This window comes from Marinomonas pontica (assembly GCF_026191375.1).
GTDB lineage: Bacteria > Pseudomonadota > Gammaproteobacteria > Pseudomonadales > Marinomonadaceae > Marinomonas > Marinomonas pontica.
This window is the reverse complement of sequence record NZ_JAODTL010000029.1, coordinates 16,619-38,305: the sequence shown is the minus strand read 5'-3', so window position 1 is coordinate 38,305 and position 21,687 is coordinate 16,619. Positions and strand designations below refer to the sequence as shown.

General features: G+C 46.8%; 19 protein-coding genes. 9 read left to right on the top strand and 10 right to left on the bottom strand.

Annotation, left to right across the window (positions count from 1 at the left end; genetic code table 11):
• The first annotated feature begins 62 nt into the window (after nt 1-62).
• The 3 genes from N5P32_RS06305 (at nt 63) to N5P32_RS06295 (ending at nt 2,945) form a co-directional block, all read left to right on the top strand.
• Nucleotides 63-788, top strand: a complete 726-nt coding sequence (locus tag N5P32_RS06305; RefSeq protein WP_265728267.1) for a sulfite exporter TauE/SafE family protein — start codon at nt 63-65, stop codon at nt 786-788.
• A gap of 149 nt (nt 789-937) precedes the next feature.
• Nucleotides 938-2,353: a diguanylate cyclase gene (locus tag N5P32_RS06300; protein ID WP_265728266.1), complete on the top strand. Its 1,416-nt coding sequence runs from the start codon at nt 938-940 to the stop codon at nt 2,351-2,353.
• Nucleotides 2,354-2,420: 67 nt separating this feature from the next.
• Complete coding sequence (locus N5P32_RS06295; RefSeq protein ID WP_265728265.1) at nt 2,421-2,945, top strand: M48 metallopeptidase family protein; 525 nt, start codon at nt 2,421-2,423, stop codon at nt 2,943-2,945.
• Between the two features lie 87 nt (nt 2,946-3,032).
• Here N5P32_RS06295 and N5P32_RS06290 read toward each other — a convergent pair whose 3' ends face one another.
• The gene (locus tag N5P32_RS06290) at nt 3,033-3,698 is read right to left on the bottom strand and encodes a 7-cyano-7-deazaguanine/7-aminomethyl-7-deazaguanine transporter (protein WP_265728264.1); all 666 of its coding nucleotides are present in this window, start codon (nt 3,696-3,698) and stop codon (nt 3,033-3,035) included.
• Nucleotides 3,699-3,977: 279 nt separating this feature from the next.
• Here N5P32_RS06290 and N5P32_RS06285 point away from each other — a divergent pair, with 279 nt between their 5' ends.
• Nucleotides 3,978-4,532, top strand: a complete 555-nt coding sequence (locus N5P32_RS06285) for a TetR/AcrR family transcriptional regulator (RefSeq protein ID WP_265728263.1) — start codon at nt 3,978-3,980, stop codon at nt 4,530-4,532.
• A 21-nt stretch (nt 4,533-4,553) separates the two neighbouring features.
• Here the strand turns inward: N5P32_RS06285 and N5P32_RS06280 are convergent, their stop codons facing one another.
• From N5P32_RS06280 to nhaC, 4 genes are all read right to left on the bottom strand, one after another.
• On the bottom strand, nt 4,554-5,411 hold the full coding sequence (locus tag N5P32_RS06280) for a PA4780 family RIO1-like protein kinase (protein ID WP_265728262.1): 858 nt from the start codon (nt 5,409-5,411) through the stop codon (nt 4,554-4,556).
• 95 nt (nt 5,412-5,506) lie between these two features.
• Entirely contained in the window at nt 5,507-6,415 is a 909-nt protein-coding gene (locus N5P32_RS06275) for a hypothetical protein (RefSeq protein WP_265728261.1), read from the bottom strand.
• 374 nt (nt 6,416-6,789) lie between these two features.
• Complete coding sequence (locus tag N5P32_RS06270) at nt 6,790-8,037, bottom strand: DEAD/DEAH box helicase (protein ID WP_265728260.1); 1,248 nt, start codon at nt 8,035-8,037, stop codon at nt 6,790-6,792.
• 205 nt (nt 8,038-8,242) lie between these two features.
• Nucleotides 8,243-9,730, bottom strand: a complete 1,488-nt coding sequence (nhaC, locus tag N5P32_RS06265) for a Na+/H+ antiporter NhaC (protein ID WP_265728259.1) — start codon at nt 9,728-9,730, stop codon at nt 8,243-8,245.
• Nucleotides 9,731-10,467: 737 nt separating this feature from the next.
• On the opposite strand from nhaC, the gene N5P32_RS06260 reads away from it, so the two are divergent.
• From N5P32_RS06260 to N5P32_RS06250, 3 genes are all read left to right on the top strand, one after another.
• On the top strand, nt 10,468-11,199 hold the full coding sequence (locus N5P32_RS06260) for a response regulator (RefSeq protein WP_265728258.1): 732 nt from the start codon (nt 10,468-10,470) through the stop codon (nt 11,197-11,199).
• Between the two features lie 115 nt (nt 11,200-11,314).
• Nucleotides 11,315-12,028, top strand: a complete 714-nt coding sequence (locus N5P32_RS06255; protein WP_265728257.1) for a substrate-binding periplasmic protein — start codon at nt 11,315-11,317, stop codon at nt 12,026-12,028.
• Complete coding sequence (locus N5P32_RS06250) at nt 12,025-14,403, top strand: ATP-binding protein (RefSeq protein ID WP_265728256.1); 2,379 nt, start codon at nt 12,025-12,027, stop codon at nt 14,401-14,403. The genes N5P32_RS06255 and N5P32_RS06250 overlap by 4 nt, the downstream gene beginning before the upstream one ends.
• Here the strand turns inward: N5P32_RS06250 and N5P32_RS06245 are convergent.
• The 3 genes from N5P32_RS06245 to lhpI form a co-directional block, all read right to left on the bottom strand.
• On the bottom strand, nt 14,400-14,669 hold the full coding sequence (locus tag N5P32_RS06245) for an NAD(P)/FAD-dependent oxidoreductase (protein WP_265728255.1): 270 nt from the start codon (nt 14,667-14,669) through the stop codon (nt 14,400-14,402). The genes N5P32_RS06250 and N5P32_RS06245 overlap by 4 nt on opposite strands.
• Complete coding sequence (locus N5P32_RS06240) at nt 14,558-15,703, bottom strand: NAD(P)/FAD-dependent oxidoreductase (RefSeq protein ID WP_265728254.1); 1,146 nt, start codon at nt 15,701-15,703, stop codon at nt 14,558-14,560. Before N5P32_RS06240 ends, N5P32_RS06245 begins: the two co-directional genes overlap by 112 nt.
• 63 nt (nt 15,704-15,766) lie before the next feature.
• Entirely contained in the window at nt 15,767-16,720 is a 954-nt protein-coding gene (gene lhpI / locus N5P32_RS06235) for a bifunctional Delta(1)-pyrroline-2-carboxylate/Delta(1)-piperideine-2-carboxylate reductase (protein ID WP_265728253.1), read from the bottom strand.
• A gap of 148 nt (nt 16,721-16,868) precedes the next feature.
• Here lhpI and N5P32_RS06230 point away from each other — a divergent pair, with 148 nt between their 5' ends.
• Together N5P32_RS06230 and N5P32_RS06225 are read left to right on the top strand one after the other, a co-directional pair.
• On the top strand, nt 16,869-17,678 hold the full coding sequence (locus tag N5P32_RS06230) for a helix-turn-helix transcriptional regulator (RefSeq protein ID WP_265728252.1): 810 nt from the start codon (nt 16,869-16,871) through the stop codon (nt 17,676-17,678).
• A gap of 213 nt (nt 17,679-17,891) precedes the next feature.
• Entirely contained in the window at nt 17,892-19,481 is a 1,590-nt protein-coding gene (locus N5P32_RS06225) for a GGDEF domain-containing protein (RefSeq protein ID WP_265728251.1), read from the top strand.
• 83 nt (nt 19,482-19,564) lie between these two features.
• Here N5P32_RS06225 and N5P32_RS06220 read toward each other — a convergent pair whose 3' ends face one another.
• Both N5P32_RS06220 and N5P32_RS06215 read right to left on the bottom strand, forming a co-directional pair.
• Nucleotides 19,565-20,221: a glutathionylspermidine synthase family protein gene (locus N5P32_RS06220; RefSeq protein ID WP_265728250.1), complete on the bottom strand. Its 657-nt coding sequence runs from the start codon at nt 20,219-20,221 to the stop codon at nt 19,565-19,567.
• Nucleotides 20,160-21,443, bottom strand: coding sequence for a glutathionylspermidine synthase family protein (locus N5P32_RS06215; RefSeq protein WP_265728249.1), 1,284 nt, complete (start codon nt 21,441-21,443; stop codon nt 20,160-20,162). Before N5P32_RS06215 ends, N5P32_RS06220 begins: the two co-directional genes overlap by 62 nt.
• Between the last annotated feature and the right edge of the window lie 244 nt (nt 21,444-21,687).

Genomic DNA, 21,687 nt, shown 5'->3' with positions numbered 1-21,687 from the left:
ATTTGCTTTACCATAACACACATTAAACGAGCTATCTCGTGACGGATTAAGAGGAGAAAAACGTGGATACGACGGTTATTGTGTTGTTTTTAGCGGGTTTGATTACCGGCTTTTCGAAATTTTCGGTGGGTGGCATGGGGCTGCTGGTGCTGCCGATTGTGATGATTGCTTTTCCTGGCCCTGAGGCGTTGGCGATATTATTACCGCTTTATATTATTACCGATATTATGGCGGTGTTTAGTTATAAGTCTAAGATTGCTTGGTCGGTGTTAGCGCGCTTTTTGCCTTTGGCATTTTTAGGTGTGTTTGTGGCGAGTCACTTTTTGGCCAACATTAATGCGGATCAATTTGTCGGCTTTCTCGGGGTGATGATCATTGCCATGATTGCACTTGGGTTATATCTGGATTACCGCCCTACGTCTTTTATGCAGAAGCCGCTTGCGGCATATTCCATGGGGTTTATTGGCGGTATTGTGACCATGATGGCCAACGCCGCAGGGCCGATATTTAGTCTGTTCTTGTTAGAGCAAAAACTGGATAAAACAACCTATGTGAGCACGCGTGCGTGGGCGTTCTTTATTATTAACGTAGTGAAACTGCCTTTCTATATTGGTCTTGGTTTGCTGTCTGTCGAGAGTACCGAAGCCAGTTTATACGCTATTCCTGGGTTGATTATCGGGTCTTTTATTGGCTTTCATGTCCTGAAAAAGGTCAATCCTATTCAGTTCAAATGGCTCATTCGTATTATGTCGACGGCGGCGGCGTTGAAGTTGTTCATTTTTTCCTAACGGGCCGTGTCTTGGTGGTTAGTACAAAAAACATACAAATAAAACAGTCTGTTTACTTGTGTTACAGACTGTAATTTCGTATTAGTGGGTAGATAGGCGGCGAATACAGTCAAACGCCGCATGATACAGGCTATATCACGGATTTTTGTATGCAGAACGGCCACAATGATGTTCAATTAAATGATGTTTTAAACGCGACACCCATTGCCGTGGCGTGGTCTGGTCTGACGTCTGGCCATGTCGAATACATTAATTCGTCTTTTAGTGATTTGTTTGGCTACACATTGGATGAATTAGGCAATATCGAAAGCTGGTATTTACGCGTTGTATCGGATCCTCAGCATTATAAAACGGTGATTGAGCCATGGGTTCAGGACTGTTTTCTCAGAAATACATTGGTTGATATTGAAACCACTCTGTTTTGCAAAGACCATTCGGTTAGACACGTGAGAATGTGTTCAACCATTATCGATGATAAACGCCTTTGGTATTTTAATGACGTTACTGAGCATTGGGTGGCGGAAGAGCGTTTGCGAGTGCGCAGTGACATGTTGGAAATGGTCGCGAAAAGCTCTGCGTTAAAAGACATCCTTAATGTGATTGTGAAACAGATACAAAAAGAAAGTCCCCATTCGTTATGCAGCGTGCTGCTATTTGATAAAGTCGAGCAGCGACTGAGACTGGGAGCTGCGCCCGATTTCCCCGATTTTTATAATGAAGCGATCGATGGCGTTCAGATTGGCCTAAATGTCGGATCGTGTGGCACGGCGGCTTTTTTAGGCAAACGTGTCATTGTTGAAGATATTTTCTCTCACCCTTATTGGAAAGATTACACCTCTCTTGCTCGTCATGCCGAGGTGGCGGCCTGCTGGTCCGATCCAATTATGTCGTCAAAAGGCGATTTATTGGGAACGTTTGCGATTTATAAACGCTTTCCTTCTGCACCAACAGACAAAGACTTTGAGCTGATTAGTTTCGCGAGTAATTTAGTGAGTATTGCGATTGAAAGCTTTCGTGCCCAAGAAGAGTTACAAAACCGTGCTTATTTCGATCATTTAACAGGGTTGGCAAATCGAGGGCATTTTTTCCAGCAATGCGAAAGCATTTTGAGCAACGCTGCGGAGCAGGCATTTCCGCTTTCTATTGTCATGATGGATGTGGATCATTTTAAGCAGGTGAACGATAAATTTGGTCATAAAACAGGGGATCTCGTGCTGCAAACGCTGGCTGCGAAAAGCATGTCTATTCTAAGACGGAGTGATTTGATTGCTCGCATCGGTGGCGAAGAGTTCGCGATTTTATTGCCTTTCACAGATAAAAAAGAAGCCTTGCGCATCGCGGAGCGACTGAGAGAAAGTATTGAGAAAAGCACGGTGTTAGGCGAGGGAAATCGGGTTGTTCGCTTTACTGTGTCTTTGGGTGTTGCTCATAGAAAAAATGGTGCGTGTACGGTTGATTCCCTGTTGAATCATGCTGATAAGGCCTTGTATCAGTCTAAAGCGGCGGGTCGAAACTGTGTTTTTGCGTTGGATTTTAATAGCGTTCCTCCTTTGCTTTCATTATGATTCCCTCCCTTTTAGGGGCGTTCATTGTCTCGTCATCCCTTAATAACCATGCTTTAGCAGTAAGTTTATGAGTCAAACTACACCCTTGAGCGATGTGAAAAAATACCTTGGTGGTTATCACCCTCAAGTTCAAGAACAAGCGCAAACCTTGTTGGGTTCGGAACAATCTGGGGCTTGGTTACTCAAAAAATACCCGACGGCGCACACGTTAAATGGCCCACGAGCTTTGTACGAATACGCGATGGATTTAAAGAACGACTTTATGCGCAGTTCGCCGCCGATCAGTAAAGTCATTTACGACGACAAAATTCACATCATCAACAACGCGCTGGGACTGCATACTTATGTGTCTAGGATGCAGGGCAATAAATTAAAAGCAAAGAACGAAGTGCGAATCTCGTCGTTGTTTCGACGTATTCCTGAGCCGTTGCTCAAGATGATTTTGGTGCATGAATTGGCGCATTTAAAAGAGAAAGACCACAACAAGGCGTTTTATAAACTGTGCTGTTACATGGAGCCGGATTATCATCAATTGGAATTTGATCTGCGCTTGTACTTAAGTCATCGAGATCGTTTTGGGGATTTGTGGTAACGCGAAGTACGCCGCAAAGGGGTGAGAAAAAAGGCCTATTGTCATCCAATAGGCCTTTTTTAGGTCTGTGATTTGTTCTGAACTAGCTTACGCGTTTGCTAATGTGAAATCCGGCTTAATCGCGGTGATTTTTTTAGTCAGATAATTCAACAACACACCATACATAGGGATAAACAAGCCAAGGCTGATAATCAGCTTGAAGCCAAAATCTGCCAATGCGATTTCTTGCCAATGTTGTGCCATGAATGGATCTGGGCTTTGGTAAAAAGCGATGCCGAAAAACGCTAATGTGTCTAAACCATTACCAAATAAGGTAGATGCCGCAGGCGCGACCCACCATGCTTTGAGCTGGCGAAGACGATTAAATACCTGAATATCAAGCACTTGACCTAGAAGGTATGCCATTAAACTGGCGATCGCGATTCGGCCAACAAAGCTATTTAATGAAGCCAACGCCCCAAAACCTTGAAACTCACCCTGCGCGAACACAACGGATAAGACATACGAAACGATTAATGATGGGATCATCACTAAAAAAATGATTCGACGAGCCAGAGCTGCGCCAAAAATACGCACGGTTAAATCGGTAGCCAAAAAGATAAAGGGAAAGGTAAAAGCTCCCCATGTCGTGTGAAACCCAGCAATCGTAAAGGGAATTTGTACTAAATAATTGCTAGACGCAATGATTAGCAGGTGGAACATGGCAAGGTAGCGCAGTGCTTTAACCTGCTGCGCGGGCGTGAATGTACTCATAGTGTGACCTTTTTCGTTGAATTGGGGTTAGGGAACCCAAGTGGTTGACGGATCTGTCGATTATACATTTGACCTAGTGGTCAAATGTGGAGCGGAATTATACATTAAACAGCTGGTTAAAAAAGAGCCAAAAGCTAAAAAAGTGGTTTACTCTGTCATGGTGACGGTTTGATGGCATAACTAATTCGTGAAATCTATAAGTAGACCAATCGGTCTCTCTTGTTGGTAGACAGCATTGTCTCCTTGTGTCAGTGTTCGTCTTGATGAAGAGGAAAATATATGACTAAGCCAGATTTATTGATTCATACGGCGTTTAAGCTTTTCTATGAACAGGGCATTCATGCGGTTGGGATCAATACGATTTTAAACGAGACGGGAGTGGCGAAAAAAACGCTGTACCATCATTTTTCCAGCAAAGAAGCCTTGGTTGAGGCGGTATTAAAATACCGAGATCACATTTTTATGGACTGGTTAACGTCTCGAATGTTGGCTGCTGGAGAGGGTAAAGCGGCTGTTTTGGCTATATTTGATGCTTTGGACGATTGGTTTCATAACCAAGTACCAGAGCTGTTGCCGTTTAAAGGCTGCTTTTTTGTCAAAGCAAATGGCGAATTTTCTAATCACGCTGTCAATGCGTTGTGTTTGCGTCATAAACACAATATTACGTCTTTCATTCAAGCAAACTTGGTAAACAGCACCTCGGCATTGCATGCCGCTGAATTGGCTCAAAGTATCAGTGTGTTAAAAGAAGGAGCGATCGCACAAGCGTACGTTGCTGGTGACTTAGAGGCGGCCAAGAGAGCAAAAGCCATGGCTGTTGCTCTCTTGGGATGATTTTAAAATCTGTACCTAATGTCAATCGTCGTCGTTTGAGTCGTTAATACGAGCAAGGCGCTCTTGTTCTTCTTCAAAGGCGTCTTTGATTTCTTGCAGAACAGAGTCCACATCCGCTTCGTCGGTGGGCTCGTCAAATTCGCCCGTTAGCTCTGTCTCTGGTGTGAGCTTGCCGGCTTCAAATAACGCCCAAATTTCTTTGGCGTACTTGGTCTCAAGAAGATCAGGTGCAAACATACCGTAGTAATTCCGCATGTTATTCACATCACGTTCTAGCATCCATTCAGCGTTGTTGTTTGCCGCAGCGTCAACGGCTTGTGGAAGGTCGATGATGACCGGCCCATGAGAATCCACCAATACGTTAAACTCTGACAAATCCCCGTGCACCAGACCTGCGCATAACATGCGTACTATGTCTTTAATAATGGTGTCGTGGTCTCTTCGCGCTTGTTCTTCCGTTAACACCACATCATTGAGTCGAGGCGCTACTTCGCCGCTGTCGTCTGTTACCAATTCCATGAGCAAGACACCATCAAAGCAACCATATGGCGTAGGCGCACGAACGCCGGCGGCGGCCAAACGATAAAGCGCATCCACCTCGGCGTTTTGCCATAAGTTTTCTTGTTCGTCGCGGCCAAACTTAGAGCCTTTTTCCATGGCTCTAGAGCGTCGACTGTTGCGTACTTTGCGGCCTTCACGGTATTGAACGGCTTGCTTAAAGCTGCGTTTGCCGGCTTCTTTATATACTTTGGCGCAACGGATTTCTGATCCGCAGCGAACGACGTAGACAGTCGCTTCTTTTCCGCTCATTAATTGTCGAAGTACTTCGTCTACTAAGCCATCTTCAATGAGTGGTTCTATTCTTTTAGGGATTTTCATGCGGCTCGTTATACAGTGATTAGGTGACAGATGAAACAACCAGGAATAGACATTTTCACTGGTGTTACGAAATCGGATTTATCTGCTTTAGGCAGCTATTCGTTCATTTCACGCTTTTTATATTCACTCCTCACCAAATACTCAATCATTTCATTGATTTTCATGTTTCGTTCTTCTGCCAGCGCATTGAGCTTTTGTTTCGTATTCAGCGTCATGCTAATGCTGTACGGTTTTTTGCCGCTGGATTTCTCTCGAAATTTCTTCTGGCTCCACGCTTTTTTCATTTTATCAATGATTAACGCTTTACGGTCTACGTTATCAGATAAATCCAGAGTAGCAATAACCACCGCCTTTTTTTCTGTGTCTGAGGTTGGCATCCAAGCTTGTTCTAACGGTCGCTGACTTATGTTCTGTAAATACGCCCACGCCCATGCCCATTGGGAAGGGTTGTTGGGTTCCAACCAGTTCACAACCGATTCATTGAAACGAATGTCTTGCCATTTGGCTTTTAGGAGGTCGAGCAATGCCTGTTGTTGTTCTGTATCGGCTTCCCCGTCATAAAACGCGCTCAATATGTCCATGTAACGGTCTGATGTACTGTCCCTATCATCACTAAAGGCTTTTTCTGATAACTGAGAAAATTCAGTGCTGTGTACCGCGGTTGTTGTGGTTGCTGTGTCGGTTTGTTTCGTATGGGTTTTCAGGTAGCACCAGAGCCAATTACACAGTCGTTCGTCTTTTTTGTCGATCCAGCGGAAATAATGAGATGGCAATTGCGTTGCTTTAAATGCGCTGCGCATTTGAGAGGCAAAGTTTTTTGGCGCGCGATTTTTATTGATGAGCGAGTCCAATTCTTCATTGAGTTTTTTCAAACGCTCAGCAAGAGAGTCCCCCCGTAAATTTTTGGCAGAACTTCCACGAATCGTTTTAAGCAAATAATCGGTGTAAAAAGCACATTCTCTTTCTGAGACGGCGACTAAGACTTCCGAGGGATTTTTTATCATTTTTATTCCTTTTGGCTATTTGCTTATTATTCTTTCCATTAAATTACTGTGTAGAGTGTTCCGTAAACCTTACGTGTATTTTAGTAAACTTACAATAATTTGACAGTGAATTTGATGATTTTTTGATCTACTTTTTAGGTTGAAAAGTGCACATTAATGGAATGGATTGACTGTTTTAATCGGAAATTCTTGCATCGGTGAAAGAAGGGTGCAGAGGAAGGCCAAATAAACGATTTATAGTGAATAAGTGCATTGTTTGTTGGGGGGCTGGCAATAAGGTCAGGTACATTTCGGATATAGGTTCGCCATTACTGGAGTAAAATAATGCGCTCCAGTAGGCGAGTCATGCAGAACTGATAAAGGGGCTGAAAGGGTTAGCGTCTTCTACGCTTCGGTTTTTTGTCTTTGGATGGGGAAAGCCCCAGCGCTTTTGCACGCAGTTCTTTTTTCGATGGTTCACGTTTTTTTGGCGTGTTGTCGAGCTGATTCAGGTCGGGCTCAAACCCTGGAAACCACTGCGGAATGAATTGCTCATTCAGTAATTTTTCAATGTCGGTTAATAGGTAACGTTCTTTTTCAGCCACTAAACTAATGGCAAGGCCGTTTGCGCCAGCACGCCCAGTACGTCCGATTCGATGGATGTAATCTTCCGCATTGTATGGCAATTCGTGATTTACCACGTATTGCAGTTGTTCTATGTCTATTCCCCTTGCTGCGACATCCGTCGCAACAAGTGCGCGTACTTTGCCGCTTTTAAAGTCGGCCAATACACGTTCACGCGCACCTTGGGATTTGTCACCGTGGATGGATTGGGTCGTAATGCCGTCTTTTTGCATTTCTTTGGCGAGGTCGTCTGCGCCTTGTTTGGTACGCGTAAAAATCAGCACTTGTTGCCAATTTTTCGAGCCAATCAAATAAGAAAGTAGAGCGCTTTTGCGGTTTTGATCAACGGCATACACCACCTGTTCGACTTTATTTGCGGTTGTGTTGCGATTGTCGACTTCAATCAGTTGCGGGTCTTTTAGTAGGGTTTTGCTCAGCGCAAAAATGTCGTCGTTAAACGTTGCGGAAAAGAACAGGGTTTGACGTGATTCGGGCAGAGTTTTTAAGATTCGTTGGATATCAATGATGAATCCCATGTCGAGCATGCGATCTGCTTCATCCAGCACAAGGGTTTGCAGTTGGCTTAAATCGATCAATTTTTTCATGATCAGTTCAAGCAAGCGACCTGGAGTAGCCACCAAGACATCGCAACCTTGTTTTAAGGCGTCGAGCTGAACATTGATGCTGGCTCCACCATAGGCAACGACAGATTGAATTGGTAGGTTCTCACTGTATTTCACAAAACTGGCGTGGACTTGTTGTGCTAGTTCACGTGTTGGTGTCAAAACAAGCACTGTGATGGCGGTTGTCTCAGCCGGTTTGTTTTGGAGAATATGGTGCAACAGCGGAAGCGCAAACGCGGCGGTTTTTCCCGTTCCCGTTTGTGCGCCAGCCATCAGATCTTTGTGCTGAAGGACAACAGGAATAGCGGCTTGCTGGATAGGTGTCGGTGTTGTGTAGTTGAGTGTCTGTACTTGCTGAAGAATGTCTTGGTGAAGTCCTAATGACGCAAAGCTCATGGGTGTCCCGCTGATAATAAAAATGCACGTTGAAGGCGCTAGTGTAGCACTTTGACGTATTTTTTGATGTTTTTGGGGACGAGAATTTGTATAAGAAGGCGAAGCATAACTAAAGAGAAAGGCCGGTGTGACTTTCTTAAAATAAAAGGCAGATTCCTTTCAGAATCTGCCTTTTGTTGTAGCCGGCTAAATAACGTAGGGACGGTTATTTAGCTTCGGCACCATAATTCATAACCAACTCATTGTTTTTCTCCCATCGTGCTTGTTCTTCAGCAGAAGCTTTTGGAGAGAAGAGTCCAAGCTGTGCGTACATGAGACCTAATACGGGTGAGATCCAGCACGCAAACGCCAATGGAATGTAGAGTAAGTTTTCGAAGTTACCGTCGCCAATACTTAATCCCAATGCTCCGATAACAAAAGCACCACCTGCATTCCAAGGAACAAGAGGAGATACCAAGGTGCCGCCTTCTTCAATGGCGCGAGAAAGGTTCAACGTAGAGTATTTCATACCGCGGTAAACGGGTGCATACATACGACCTGGTAACGCGATCGATAGGTATGGGTCACCTGCGACAAGGTTGGTTGCAACCGACGTTAACGTGGCAGACGTTTGAATACCTTTGAACGTAGACACTTTGGTCATAATCGCGCTGATGATCGCTTCAAGACAACCTGTACGTTCAAGCGCACCACCAAAGCCAAGTGCGATCAAGATCAAAGAGATGGTCCACATCATGGACTGAATGCCGCCACGGTTTAGTAGGCTATTGATCGCATCAGAGCTGGTGGTGATGGAATAACCACTGTTGGCATAAGTGATGATGTCGTGAATGCCAGCGCCTTGAGTAAACACCGCCACAATGGCGCCTGCTACGACACCGGCAAACAAAGACGGAATCGGAGGCATACGGCGAACCGCCAACACGATAACCACTAATGCAGGAGCAAGAAGCCACGCAGAGATTTCAAAGTTACGTTGTAAAGAAGAGGTGATGGCCGTGATGCGTTCAAAAGAACCGTGATCGCTGTCGATCAGAGTGAAGCCTGCAACCAAATAAATCACAAAAGCGATCAGCATGGCTGGAATGGTGGTTGGCATCATATTTTTGATGTGAGAGAACACATCGGTGCCGGTAACCGCAGGTGCTAAATTGGTGGTATCGGAAAGAGGAGAGACTTTATCCCCAAAGAACGCGCCAGAAACAACCGCGCCAGCTGTCCAGTACATTGGAATCTCGAACCCAGCACCAATGCCCATCAACGCCAAACCAACGGTACCAACAGTACCCCAAGATGTGCCCAACGATAGCGAAACCACGGCACAAAGAAGCATGGCCGCTGCTAGGAAAATCTGTGGCGATAACAATGTCAGACCGTAATAAATCAGTGTTGGAACCGTACCACTGGCAATCCACACACCGACCAACATACCGACCAGAATCAATACTGACACCGATGGCATGGAGACGTGAATAACATTGAAAATACCTTTTTCGATTTTTTTCCACTTCAGACCTTGTTTGATTCCGACTAATGACGTGAGCGCCAAACCAATAGCCAACGGAATATGTGGGGTGAAATCGCCAAAGTAAAAAATTTGAATACCAAGTAACGCAAGCGTCAATACAACGGGGACAAGAGCAAGCATTAAGCTTGGCTTTTGCATCTCCGCAGATCCAGTGTTTACAGACATAGGAAGTTCCTTTGTTTCTTTTTTTGTAAGAGGTTAGAAAAAGGAGTGAGCAAGATCGCAAGGCGCTCTTTTTTCTTAATGGATGTTTTAGCAGGAAGATTTAATTAATTCACAAACAAGTCGTAATACTTTGTATGAACAATGTGAAAGGCGAAAACAGTAAAAACACCGAGTTTTGTGGCAGATTTTTGACAGAAACACCCACCCATAAGAGTAATTTTACTGAATTGATGATAAAAAGTGCGTCGAGACAGACGCTTAAAAGCAACACAGCGTTCAGTGTTTATTTCAAACTGCGTTACATAATGGTGCAAAGCAGAAAGTGAAGTCGAAGGCAATAAACAACATTGGCTTAGTTCGCTTTGCTTGCTAAGTGAATCACTGTATAAAACGCACCAATATTGCTCTGTGACGATATTGTGACTCCATTTAAAGCATGAGCTTGGCAGATTGAGTAAACGATAAAACCAACCAAAAGAGAAGAAAGCACCAATCTGTCATGAAATGGTTTTATTTAAATATATTTAAACAAAAATTATAAACGTACATTTACAAAGTCTACCTTCATTTACATCTTGTTAATATTCCAATATTAAATCTACTCTCTTATCTTTTACAGACGTAATTGTTATAGTTCTTGGAACAACTCATGCAATGATTTGTTCAATATTAAAAATAACGATAAAAAACGATCTCGAAATATTGGATTTAACTTTTACCTTGTGTAGTGCCTAGCTATGTTAATGTCAGACAGTAAAATTCTCGTTGTTGACGATTCCAGCGTCATCCGAGAAACCCTCGAAAGTTACTTTGCAGAAGAAGGTTATACCGTGGCAGGCGCAGAAACCGCCGAAGCGGCAGAGCTGTTGTTAAACGAACAAGAGTTCGACCTCATTCTGTTGGATATTCGTCTGCCAGGGAAAGATGGCTTAACCCTCACGCGAGAATTACGAAGCCGATCAGAAGTTGGCATCATCTTAGTGACGGGGAAGCAAGACGACATTGACCGGATTATCGGCCTAGAATGTGGCGCCGATGAATACGTGTGCAAACCGTTTAATGCAAGGGAAGTGTTAGCGCGAGGCAAGAATCTCATTCGTCGCGTGCGCAAACAAAGAGAGCTAGCGAAGCCCATGGTTGAAGAACCTGTTTTGCGCACCGTGGGGACATGGCAATTAGACACGTCGCGCCGTGTTCTAGTGAAATCGGATCGCACTATCAGCCAGCTTACCGAAGGGGAGTTTCAATTATTACTCGCCCTAAAAGCCAATGAAGGCGTTGCCTTAACCCGTGATCAGTTGATGGATCGAATCAAGAACCGAACGTGGAATGCCACTGACCGAACCATTGATGTGCTGATTGGCCGCATTCGTCGTAAATTAAGCGAAGACCCTTTGTGTCCGCAGGTGATTATCACCGTGCACGGTGTTGGGTATCTTCTTAGTCACACTGCACAAGACGACTGTTGATGTTGGCGCGTGCCTATCGTTGGGTCGCCACGCTGGCAATCATGGCGAGTGTGAGTGCGCCGATCTTGGCAGACATGCCGCCTGTGACGGATGAATTGTCTGGGTTGACCATCAGGTGTGCGGTAACAGTGCTTACCCTCCCGTGTCTTGGGTGAATTCTCATGAAGAAATAGATGGTGTGAACGTAGCGGTGATGCGGATGCTGTTGGAGCCGCTCGGGGTAACCATTGATGCGCAACAAGACAGTAATTGGCGTCGTTGCCTAAAAGAAGTGGAATTGGGCAGCGTGGACATGCTGTCCGGTTTTAAAACCGACCAACGCCAGACGTTTATGGTGTATTTGGATGCGCCTGTGATTCGGGAGGTCATTTATCTTTATTATCCCATCAAGCACCCTTTGGTGTTCAGCGGTTGGGAGGACATGGCTGGGTTGCGTGTTGGTGTCTTAATGGGAGACAGCTTTGGCAATGAGGTGGATGCCGCCTTGCATGAATACCCAAGCCTTGAGTTCGTTTCAACGCAAGATCAAAACCTACTAAAGCTGGCCGACAACCGATTGGACGTAGTGCCGATGGGCAAACTGTCGGGGCAATTGGATGTGCATCGGTTGGGGCTAGAAGGAAAGATCGGCTACACCGAAACCGATGTGAGTGACTTTTGGTATCTGGCTATTTCCAAAAAATCGCCGCTGTTGAAGTGGTTGCCCTTTTTAAATCAACGCTTAAATACGCTCTTACAAGACCCGGACACAGTGGCCAAGCTGGTGTCTCAATATCGCCAAAAATACCATTCAGACCTTGGATTGAACACGGGGAGCCGTAACCAATGACACCTCAATCGACCTCGTCAAAATCTCACATTGCAGAACCCGCTAAATTCGCCTTAATTCCTAATCTGCTGCGTTATAAGCAAATGCATCCGCTGGCGTATCGGATTTTCATTAAACTGTTGTCACTGAGCCTTTTGTTGGCGCTGATCTCGACCAGTATTCAGGTATTTAATGAATACCGCCGCGAGCGCGCTTCCATGCAGCAGCAAACCGACTACATCACGTCTTCGCACATCGAAGGTGTTCGCAAAGGCTTATGGGATCTGGACAGCGAGCAACTTGAGCTGCAGCTCAAAGGCATCATGAACTTCTCGAACGTGAACGCGGTGACGCTGCATTCTGCCGATTGGCAAGACGATATTATCGTGGGAGACAAGTCTGCGATTTCCAACAATAACAACGGTACCACCTTGCCGATTTATTACATCGATCGTGAAGGAAAGCCCACACAGCGCCTGCTCGGTGAACTAACGGTGTATCACGACATGGCTGCCATTCAGTCCAAATTGCTTCGATCCGCCATCGAAATCGCGCTTTTTCAAAGTTTATTGGTGTTGATAAATGGCGTGTTGCTGCTGCTGATTGTGCATTTTATGGTGACACGACACCTTGAATACATGGCGCGTTATACACGTTCTATTGGCGCAGGGAATTTAAAAACCAAGCTGATTTTGCCACACAAAACGCCTCGTACAGACAGCGACGAAATCGACTCTGTGGTGAACGCGATGAACGACATGCGAGAAGCTATTTTGGCGGACATCAAGCAAAAAGACCTGATTGAAGCCGAGTTGCGTTATCACCGCGATCAGCTTAAAGAGCAAGTGAGCCGCCGCACACGACGTTTGCAAGACGCCAAAGAAGCCGCAGAAAAAGCCAACTTAGCCAAGAGCCAATTTTTGGCCACCATGAGCCATGAAATCAAAACGCCTTTGAACGGTATTTTGGGTATGGTGGAGCTATTACAAAGCCAGCCCCAGCCTGCGCAAAGTGCGGAAAAATTGGCGGCAATTTACCAATCTGGTGAAGCCTTGCTGGAAATTTTGAACGGTTTGCTGGATTACGCTCGTCTTGAAGAAGGCATGTACAGCCCAGAGATTCTCCCCTTTTCCCTTAGCGAATTGGTGAACTCCACCAGCTTGCTGTTTTTGGCACAGGCACAGCAACAACATACCCAATTAAATGTCATCATCAGCGATCAACTGCCAGACCGTTACCAAGGCGCGGCGGGCGCGCTGCGGCAGATCTTGTCTAATTTGGTATCAAACGCGATTAAATTCACTCGGAACGGATCCGTAACGATCTCTGTGATGCCCGGAAACGAACAGCCGGATCATTCCAACGGCGTATTGATCGAAGTTGAAGATACAGGGATGGGCATTCCCGATCATTACCTTGCGCATATTTTCGAGCGTTTTAGCCAAGCCGATGAAAGTGTTACTCGTCGTTTTGGTGGGACGGGTCTTGGGCTGGCGATCACTGCGCAATTAGTGCGAGTACTGGACGGAGAAATGGGCGTCGAAAGTGAGGAAGGGCGCGGCAGTGTGTTTTGGTTCTACGTGCCATTGTTGGCCGCAGACAATCAGCAACACGAACCGGCGAAGGCAATAGAACCGCTGCGTCAACGGCCACCCATGTCCATCTTGTTGGTTGAAGACACGCCAATCAACCAAGCGGTCACCACCGAACTATTAGAGCAAGATGGCCACCGCGTCACGCTCGCGACCGATGGCCAAGAAGCCTTGAAAAAAGCCGCAGAGTGCCACTTTGACTTGATTTTAATGGACATTCACTTACCTCTGATGAGCGGTTTAGAGGTGGCCAGCCGACTTCGTCAAGAAGGCCAAACCAATGCGCAAACCCCCATTGTGGCGCTCACGGCCAATGTCTTGCCAAGCAACGTGAAACAGTGCCATGACATCGGCATTCGAGCCGTGATTCCTAAGCCTTTTAAACGTGAATTGTTGTATCAAGTGATGGACGAACAGCTAGACCGTCACTATCAATTTGCCATTGATCAGCAAGCCAACAATGGACTGCTAAACATCAGCCTAGTGCACTCTCATCTGGCCGCCTTGGGCAAACAGCGCCTGCAAAAACTGGTGACGTTGTTTTCTTCCGCGATGGAACGAGGCTTGGATGAGATGGCGGAAATGAACGCTCAGCAAGATATGTACGAACTGGCTGACATCGCACACCGCTTGGCCGGTGATGCGGATGCGGTGGGCGCACAAACTCTCGCGGACGCGTTCCGAGCCATGGAAACTCATTGCAATGTCGGCACAGACGAAGACTTTGGTGCAGACATTGCTGCGCTGCGACCGCTCTATGAAGCCACTTTGACATTGCTTGAGGACAAGCTGAAAACCGTTTAGAAACGGTCTAGGCGCAGTGCGTCCAGCGGAATTAGGCTGGGCCGCTGTTCGATCTTGTCCAGCAGTAATTCTGCACTGATCGCCGCTTGAGTGATGCCCAAATGCTGGTGGCCAAAAGCAAAGGACAAGCGCGAATACATCGGATGCAAATCGATCACCGGCAACGAATCTGGGAACGACGGTCGATACCCCATCCACTCTGTCGACTCAAGTTGCGGATTGTCAAAGAGCTTAGGCAGCAGCCCTTTTGTGTGTTCGCGCAACACGCGATAGCGTTTTTGATCGCTGGTAATGTCGTGCCACCGATTTCACTCATTCCCACCGCGCGCAGTCCTGCGTTGAGTGGCGATAACACCAACTTTCTGTCTGCGGATAAAACAGTGTGATGGATGCGAGCGGCATCATGGGGAAAGGTGACGTGATAACCCCGCTCCGCTTCCAGTGGGACGGTTATGCCGACGCGCTCCAGTAACTGTTTACTCCAAACCCCTGCACACAGGGCAACTTTGTCAAAGCGCTGTGTTTGAGCCGCTATGCGTAGATCGATGTGAGTATTACTACTGGGATGAACGTCGTCCACTTTAGCGTTAATGAACACGCCACCACGGGCTGAAAATGCATCAAAAAGCGCTCGACACACCTCGTAAGGATCGGTTAATCGGTGGCTTTCAGGAAAAAACACCGCGTGGCTGAGCGACAGCGACAGTTCTGGTTCGAGCTGAGCCAAGCGTTCTGCGTCCACGAATTCGCATGGAATATCGTAGCGGTGCATTTTCTCTATCAGTTGATGGGCTTCGTCGCGTTTTTGCGTATTTTCCCACACCACAAGGTGACCGCCTTTTATCAGCAGCGCCGAAGCGTTGATGTCGGCTAAGGTGCGTTGCCACGCACCCACGGCCGCTTGATTAAGCTGGTGGATCATGTCTGTTCCGCGCTGTGCTGGCTCGGCTTGCGCGGCGTTTAAAAAACGCCAATACCACGGGATTGCTTTGGCAATATAGCGCCACGGAGTGCAAATTGGCCCCTTGGGGTTTAGCCATAACTTGGGCGCAGCCCGTAAGACGTCTGGCGTGCCTAATGGGTCAATAATTTCGGTCGCCAAATACCCCGCATTGCCATACGAGGTGGCTTTTCCCGGTGCGGTATGGTCGATTAAGGTGACGTGATGGCCACGTCTCTGTGCTTCTAAGGCGACACATAAACCGACAACACCCGCGCCCACGACGGCCAACGAAATGCCCGCAGAACCTTGGTGGGGTAACGAAGCATTCGTAAACGCAGAAAGGGGGTTGTCGTGCATGTCGGCTCTCCTAAAAAGCGGTGTTAATGAACGTGAAGCAAAATGGGATTAGGTGTTATTTGTCTACTCGGTTGGCTGATAAGCCAAAATGGCCGCGGCCAAATCTTCCCGAGAGTCTCCAACGGATTTAAACAAGGTGATAGCGCGGTCTGGTTGCGCTAGGGCGGAACGACCTAGGTGGGTATTTCCACATAATTCGGTCAATTCGGCTTGAATGTCTGTTGTCGCCATTGCCCCTTCTTGAATGGGGATAATAAGATCACCTGTCTCCGCTAAAGCGCCCGCTCGGGTATCCACAAAGATCTTCGCTTTTTGCATGGCAAGATTGTCCACTTCGCGCATGGAAGGCGTGAAGCTGCCGACCAAATCCACGTGAACGCCCGGTGATAGCCATTCGCCTAAGATCACGGGGTCGTTGGCAAGGGTGGCGCAACTGATAATATCGACCTGACCCGTAACGTTTGGCAACTGTTCTGTGTGGCATGAACGGGCATCGATGCCCTGTGACTGTAACTCAGCAACGAAATCGGACACGGCGGCGCTGTTACGATCCCAAATCCACACGGTCTCGATCGGGCGAACACTGCAGTGAGCCGGCACAAGGTGGCGTCCCATTCGGCCTGCGCCAACCATCAACATAGAACGAGAATCGTCGCGTGATAAATACGCCGAAGCCAACGCCGAAGCCGCTGCTGTTCGAATAGCCGTAATCACATTGCCGTCCATTTGCGCTAAGGTTTGGCCAGTTTCGCCACAGCTCAAGGTATACAGGCTGGTCAATCCGGGAAGACCTTTGGCGTTGTTGCCGGGAAAAACACTGACTTGTTTTACGCCCAAATACTGGCCTTCGATCCACGCTGGCATGAGCAATAAAGTGGCTTGGGGCGCGTTTGGTACGTCGATAAAATGATGGTGACGCACAGGAGAATGTACGTCTGCCACAAAAATGTCGCGTAATGCGGCGATCATTTTTGGCCATGTTAAACGCTCTCGTAATGTGTCTGCTGAGATCTGCATCGTCTTCGTCCTGTTGGTTGAATGATTGAGGTGTCATCCTAGCAAGCCAATCCACAGGCGAGTTGACCAAAACTACGGTGATTGATACCAAGGCTATGCACTGTTTAAGGGAGCTGTTATAAAGAGAGACATTGGTAAAATAGAGTGGGTGAACACGGCGCAAATGAAAGGCACGCACAGCGAAATTCGTCGCAATTTGATCTCGACACAGCACGGCGAGCATCTGCATGATTTTTCTCAGATCCTGATAGGGTGGCAGGGAAAAATGACGTGCGAGTTGCCTTCTTCTGCGCGTGCGTTAAGTCGCGGCCAGTTTGCGTTCGCGCCAAATGATATTCCCCATTTGTTTTCGGGTCAGACCCAAGACTGTGAGTTGTTGGTGGTCGACATTCATCAACAAGATCCGTTAATGACTTATATCAAGGACAGTGCCGGCGTGTCTTTGGACACCTTGATGCGCTCGTCTGCGATGTTTTCCCAGCTGCCGGTTGAAATGATGGGTTGCCTTGAATTTGCGGCTAAGCAATTGCATCAAGCGCCGGATGCGCTACGACGCCGTATTAGTACTCAAATGCTGCCGATGTTATTGCTGCAAATTACCGACATTGTCGCAGAACAAGACCGTGCATGGCGCGCCGTGGCGCACCAGCGGTTGGATTTGGCGGTGTTTAATGCCTTGATCGACAAACAGTTGGATCAGACGTTTAGCAATGAATGGCTCGCTCACTATTTCAACATGAGCACGAGCCATTTTTATGTGGTGTGTCAGACTCAGTTGGGCATGAGTCCACAAAAATACATCTTGGCGCGCAAACTTCAGCACGCCGATTATTTGATCAAGAGCACGTCCATTCCTATTTCTATCTTGGCGGATCGCTATGGTTTTTCGAGTGTTTCTTCCTTCTCTCGTGCTTACCGCAAAGTGATTGGACGATCCCCGCTCCAAGCGAGGCGTTGACCCGCCAGTCGTTTGGTTACAAAACGTGTCTTTTTTTCATCGAAAAAAGTGTTTCATTACTCGTTTACGTATAATGGCTTAATTGTTGCTTCACTCGAATGGCCGTGTCTTGCTTTCACCAAATGGAACCGTTTTGAACATGACTATTAAGTCACGCTTTTTACTATCAACGACGTTGATTTTATTGCTTACCTGCTTTTTTCTTGGCTTTCAATGCGAGTGTTGGCAGAAGACATCATTGTCAGCTGGGTGGAGCGGTATGCTGAGAAACAGATTCGGTATGATAAAGTCAGAACGTTATTGCCGCTGATTCAAGAAGTAAAACTCTCCAAAGAACTGGCTGAACTGGAATCGTTAAAAGCGTGGGCGAAGCAACCAGATAATGAGACGTTAAAGCAGCAAGCCTTAATCGACACAGAAGCATTCCGACACCGTTTTTCTGATAAATCCTACTTCATCGCGTTAAAAGCCAACGATCGTTATTACTACAGTGATGGTTCGACATCGGCGGATCCTTATCGATACACGCTTCAGGAAGAAAAGCCCTCCGATGCCTGGTTTTATCAACTCATGGCGATCAAACTGAATCTGCATTTGAACGTGAATCCCGATGTGGAACTAGGGGTGATCAAGCTGTGGAACGATGTGCTGATTCGTGATGGTGATGCGGTGTTAGGGGTGGTCGGAACGGGTCTGGATTTGTCTACATTTTTGCAACAAATGGTCGAAAAACAGGACATTTACTCTGGCATTGTATTTACCAATTACGAAGGGGCGATTCAGCTTCATCAAAAAGAAGAGCTGATCGATTTTGCGTCGATCACGAAAAACGCCCACGACAAAAAATTCATCTTTCAATTGCTGAGCGACGCAGACTCTCAAAAGCGTCTACAACACAGCTTCGCCGACGCGAAAAGCAACCCCAACCACGTCGAAATGACCTCCGTAAATAAAGACGGGGTTCGTCAGTTAGCCAGTGTTATTTACATTCCCGAAATTGATTGGTTCCAAGTAAACTTCATAGACATCAATAGCTTCCTTCCTCTGACTGAGTTTTCCGGTTTGCTGTGGGTGTTCTTTGTTAGCTTGGTTTGCGCCTTAATTATTGTCTATGTCTTGATGACCTTGATGGTCACAAAGCCATTAGAAGAGCTGGATTTATCGATAGCTGAATTAGGTAAAAACCACAATCGCAAGCCTAAACTGAGTCGCTTTGCTGGTTTGGAAATCAAACGCTTGATTCTGCATTATCAGAAAATGTCGACGTCTCTTTTAGAATACCAACAAGAGCTGGAAAGCAAAGTAGCGGAGCGCACAGAAGAGCTGAACCGGATTGCTAAGCTAGACCCCTTGACCGAACTGTACAACCGCCGTGGTTTTGAAGCACACATGAGCGAATACATGGCGCACTGGCAAGCCACTCAGCAACCATTCGGCCTTATTAATGTCGATATTAACCGCTTTAAAGACATCAATGATCAATACGGTCACGCCATTGGAGACCACGTTTTGCAAGACGTCGCTGCGTATTTACACGCCATAGTGAAAGGCAAAGGCGAAGTGGCACGATGGGGCGGAGACGAGTTTCTTATCTTGGTAAAACAATCCAATGACAAAGTGGTTCAACAGATTACAGAGCGTCTATTAGGCGACCTAGAATCCTTGGTGATCAATATACAAGACCACGACGTTACGATTGAATTTAGTGTCGGCAGCGCCCTTGTCCAAGAAGGCGACACACTGGAAAAACTACTGCACCGCGCAGATAAAGCCATGTACGCCGTTAAATTTGCTGAGCGTTGAATACCTTAGTCTCAAGAAGAGCCAAACAGACGCCCATTTTAGTCGTAGTGGACGTTTGTTCGGCTTCTGGTTGTATTTGCCCGCTATTCAATCACTCGTAAGGTCATTAAGTCGCTGTCTTTGGTGATGACCAAGCTGGGGTCGACACGTAAACAACTGCCAGCGTAATGTCCTGCGACTGAAAACGTACACACTTGTGAGCGATAGCCTTCGATGTCGGGCAGTTTCCACAGTGCTTGGAATATTTGATCTTGATGAGAGAAGCGGCCAACGGTTTCCTCCATTAAAGCGTCTTCGCCATCGTACATACTGATGTTAAAACCACAGCGTCCGGCGATGGGTTTGCTTACGTAGCCGTGACTTTTTAGTGAATCGCTTAATTCAAAAGACGATTCCAATAAATACGGATGATCGGGGAAAAGCAGCCATAAAACCGGTAAAATCGCTTTATTGCTTGGAATGAGCGTCCAAAGTGGTTCGTACACCATGACGTCTTTGCGCAATAATACGTCCACCAATCGTGGCGCTTCGCTGCGAACTACGTCGGTTTTGTAGTCACGAAGACGTTGTTCGTCGTCATCGCATTCCGCACGAATTTGGTCTAGCGCGGTTTCCCATGCCCAGGTTTTCCATACCCAGCGTATTTTCACGCCATCAGCATCGACGACATCACCGTCTTCATCCCAACGCAGGCTGCTGACGCCCTTGATGACTTTGCATTGCAGACCGGCTTTTTCCATGGTGCGCTTCATGAAAAGGGCGCTGATAATTTTCTTCAAGATCGGTGTCTTGCATGATGTGAATCACGCCTTTTACCGCACTGTTTTTCCACGCTTCGATCAGCTCGTCGACCAGCTCTGTCGCGGAACCTTCGCCTTCCGTTGCGCCATAATGTTTGGCCCATTTGTCTTGGATAATACCGGCTTCCATGTAACAAGAGGCCGAATCGCAGTTGTATTCGTAGACTTTAATTCCTTGTGCTGACAGGCTGAAATCAAAGCGTCCAGTGATCATTTGGTTGCGACGATTGTCCCAAGATTGGTGGATCTTTGGCCACAGTGCGGGTGGAATATTAAAACTCGACAGCAATTCGTCGTTTTGCAAAACGTAATCGGTGGCGTGCATAAACAAGGCATGCAGTTCGTTTGTCGCACGTTTTAATTCTCGTTCGGCGGTCTGTGTCATCACCATGTATTTGCCGTCGTCTTCTGGTCGGCTGGCGAGTTTGTGTCCGCCCATCATGTCGACAAAGGCTTCTTCCGCCGGATTCGCTATATTTAACCAAGCACGAGAGGCTTGGTTTTTATTCGGGACATGCCGAATCTGTAAATCAAACAGCGCCGGATCGTCGGGTTCGATGTTTTCAGCGTGCTGTTCTTCGTCGGTTTGAATTACCCAACCTAGAATGGACGCGTCACCGTAGGAGCAACGCAGCCAATAACCGCCATCGGCGCTGATGCGGGCTTCTAATTCGCGAGAATAATTTTGTCCCTCTGGCCAAATTTGGTGCCCGACGTTTTGTTCGACTAAATACAAGCGGTCTGGCAATACCTTGGTGACGATGGCCACATGGCCGGTGACTTCAAATTCGCCACCTTCGCTCCAAATCAACAACGCGCCGACTTCGGGGTGACGCAAAGAGCCATTGCGAAAGGATTTCAGTGGCAAACGACTTTCATCGGCAATCAGCCGAGCTGACGTCAGGCGGAAAATATCATAGGCCATGGCGACATCATCAAAGATGTAGCCCTTGTTTATGTACAACCAGCGTCGAGCAAATTCCACGCATTGCCATTTGTACCCCATGAAAATACCGTCGACATAACTGCGATACGCATGGCGATTGGGCAACGCTGCTTCATCGGCGGTATCGTAGTCAGAAGAGTAGACGGGCACATTGCCTGGGGCCATGCCCAATAAAGTACCAAAAGGTGAAACGGGTCTATTGGAGTCGGATGTCATTGCGTTGGATTCCCTCACACAGAACGTGCTTCAAAGGGTCAAAGGAAGGCGACTAAAGGGTCGTCAGATGCTCGCAATATAGTCCTTGCTAGGGCGGGCTGCAAGGTCTGAAAAAGAGTATTTTTTGATCGGCTATTGAGTGAAATTATGACTATCATTCAGTAAAGAAAGTGCAAGCGATTGTTTTTTAATAAGCCAACCCAACTAACTAAACTATCTGAAAGATCAAGATTAAAAATTATTG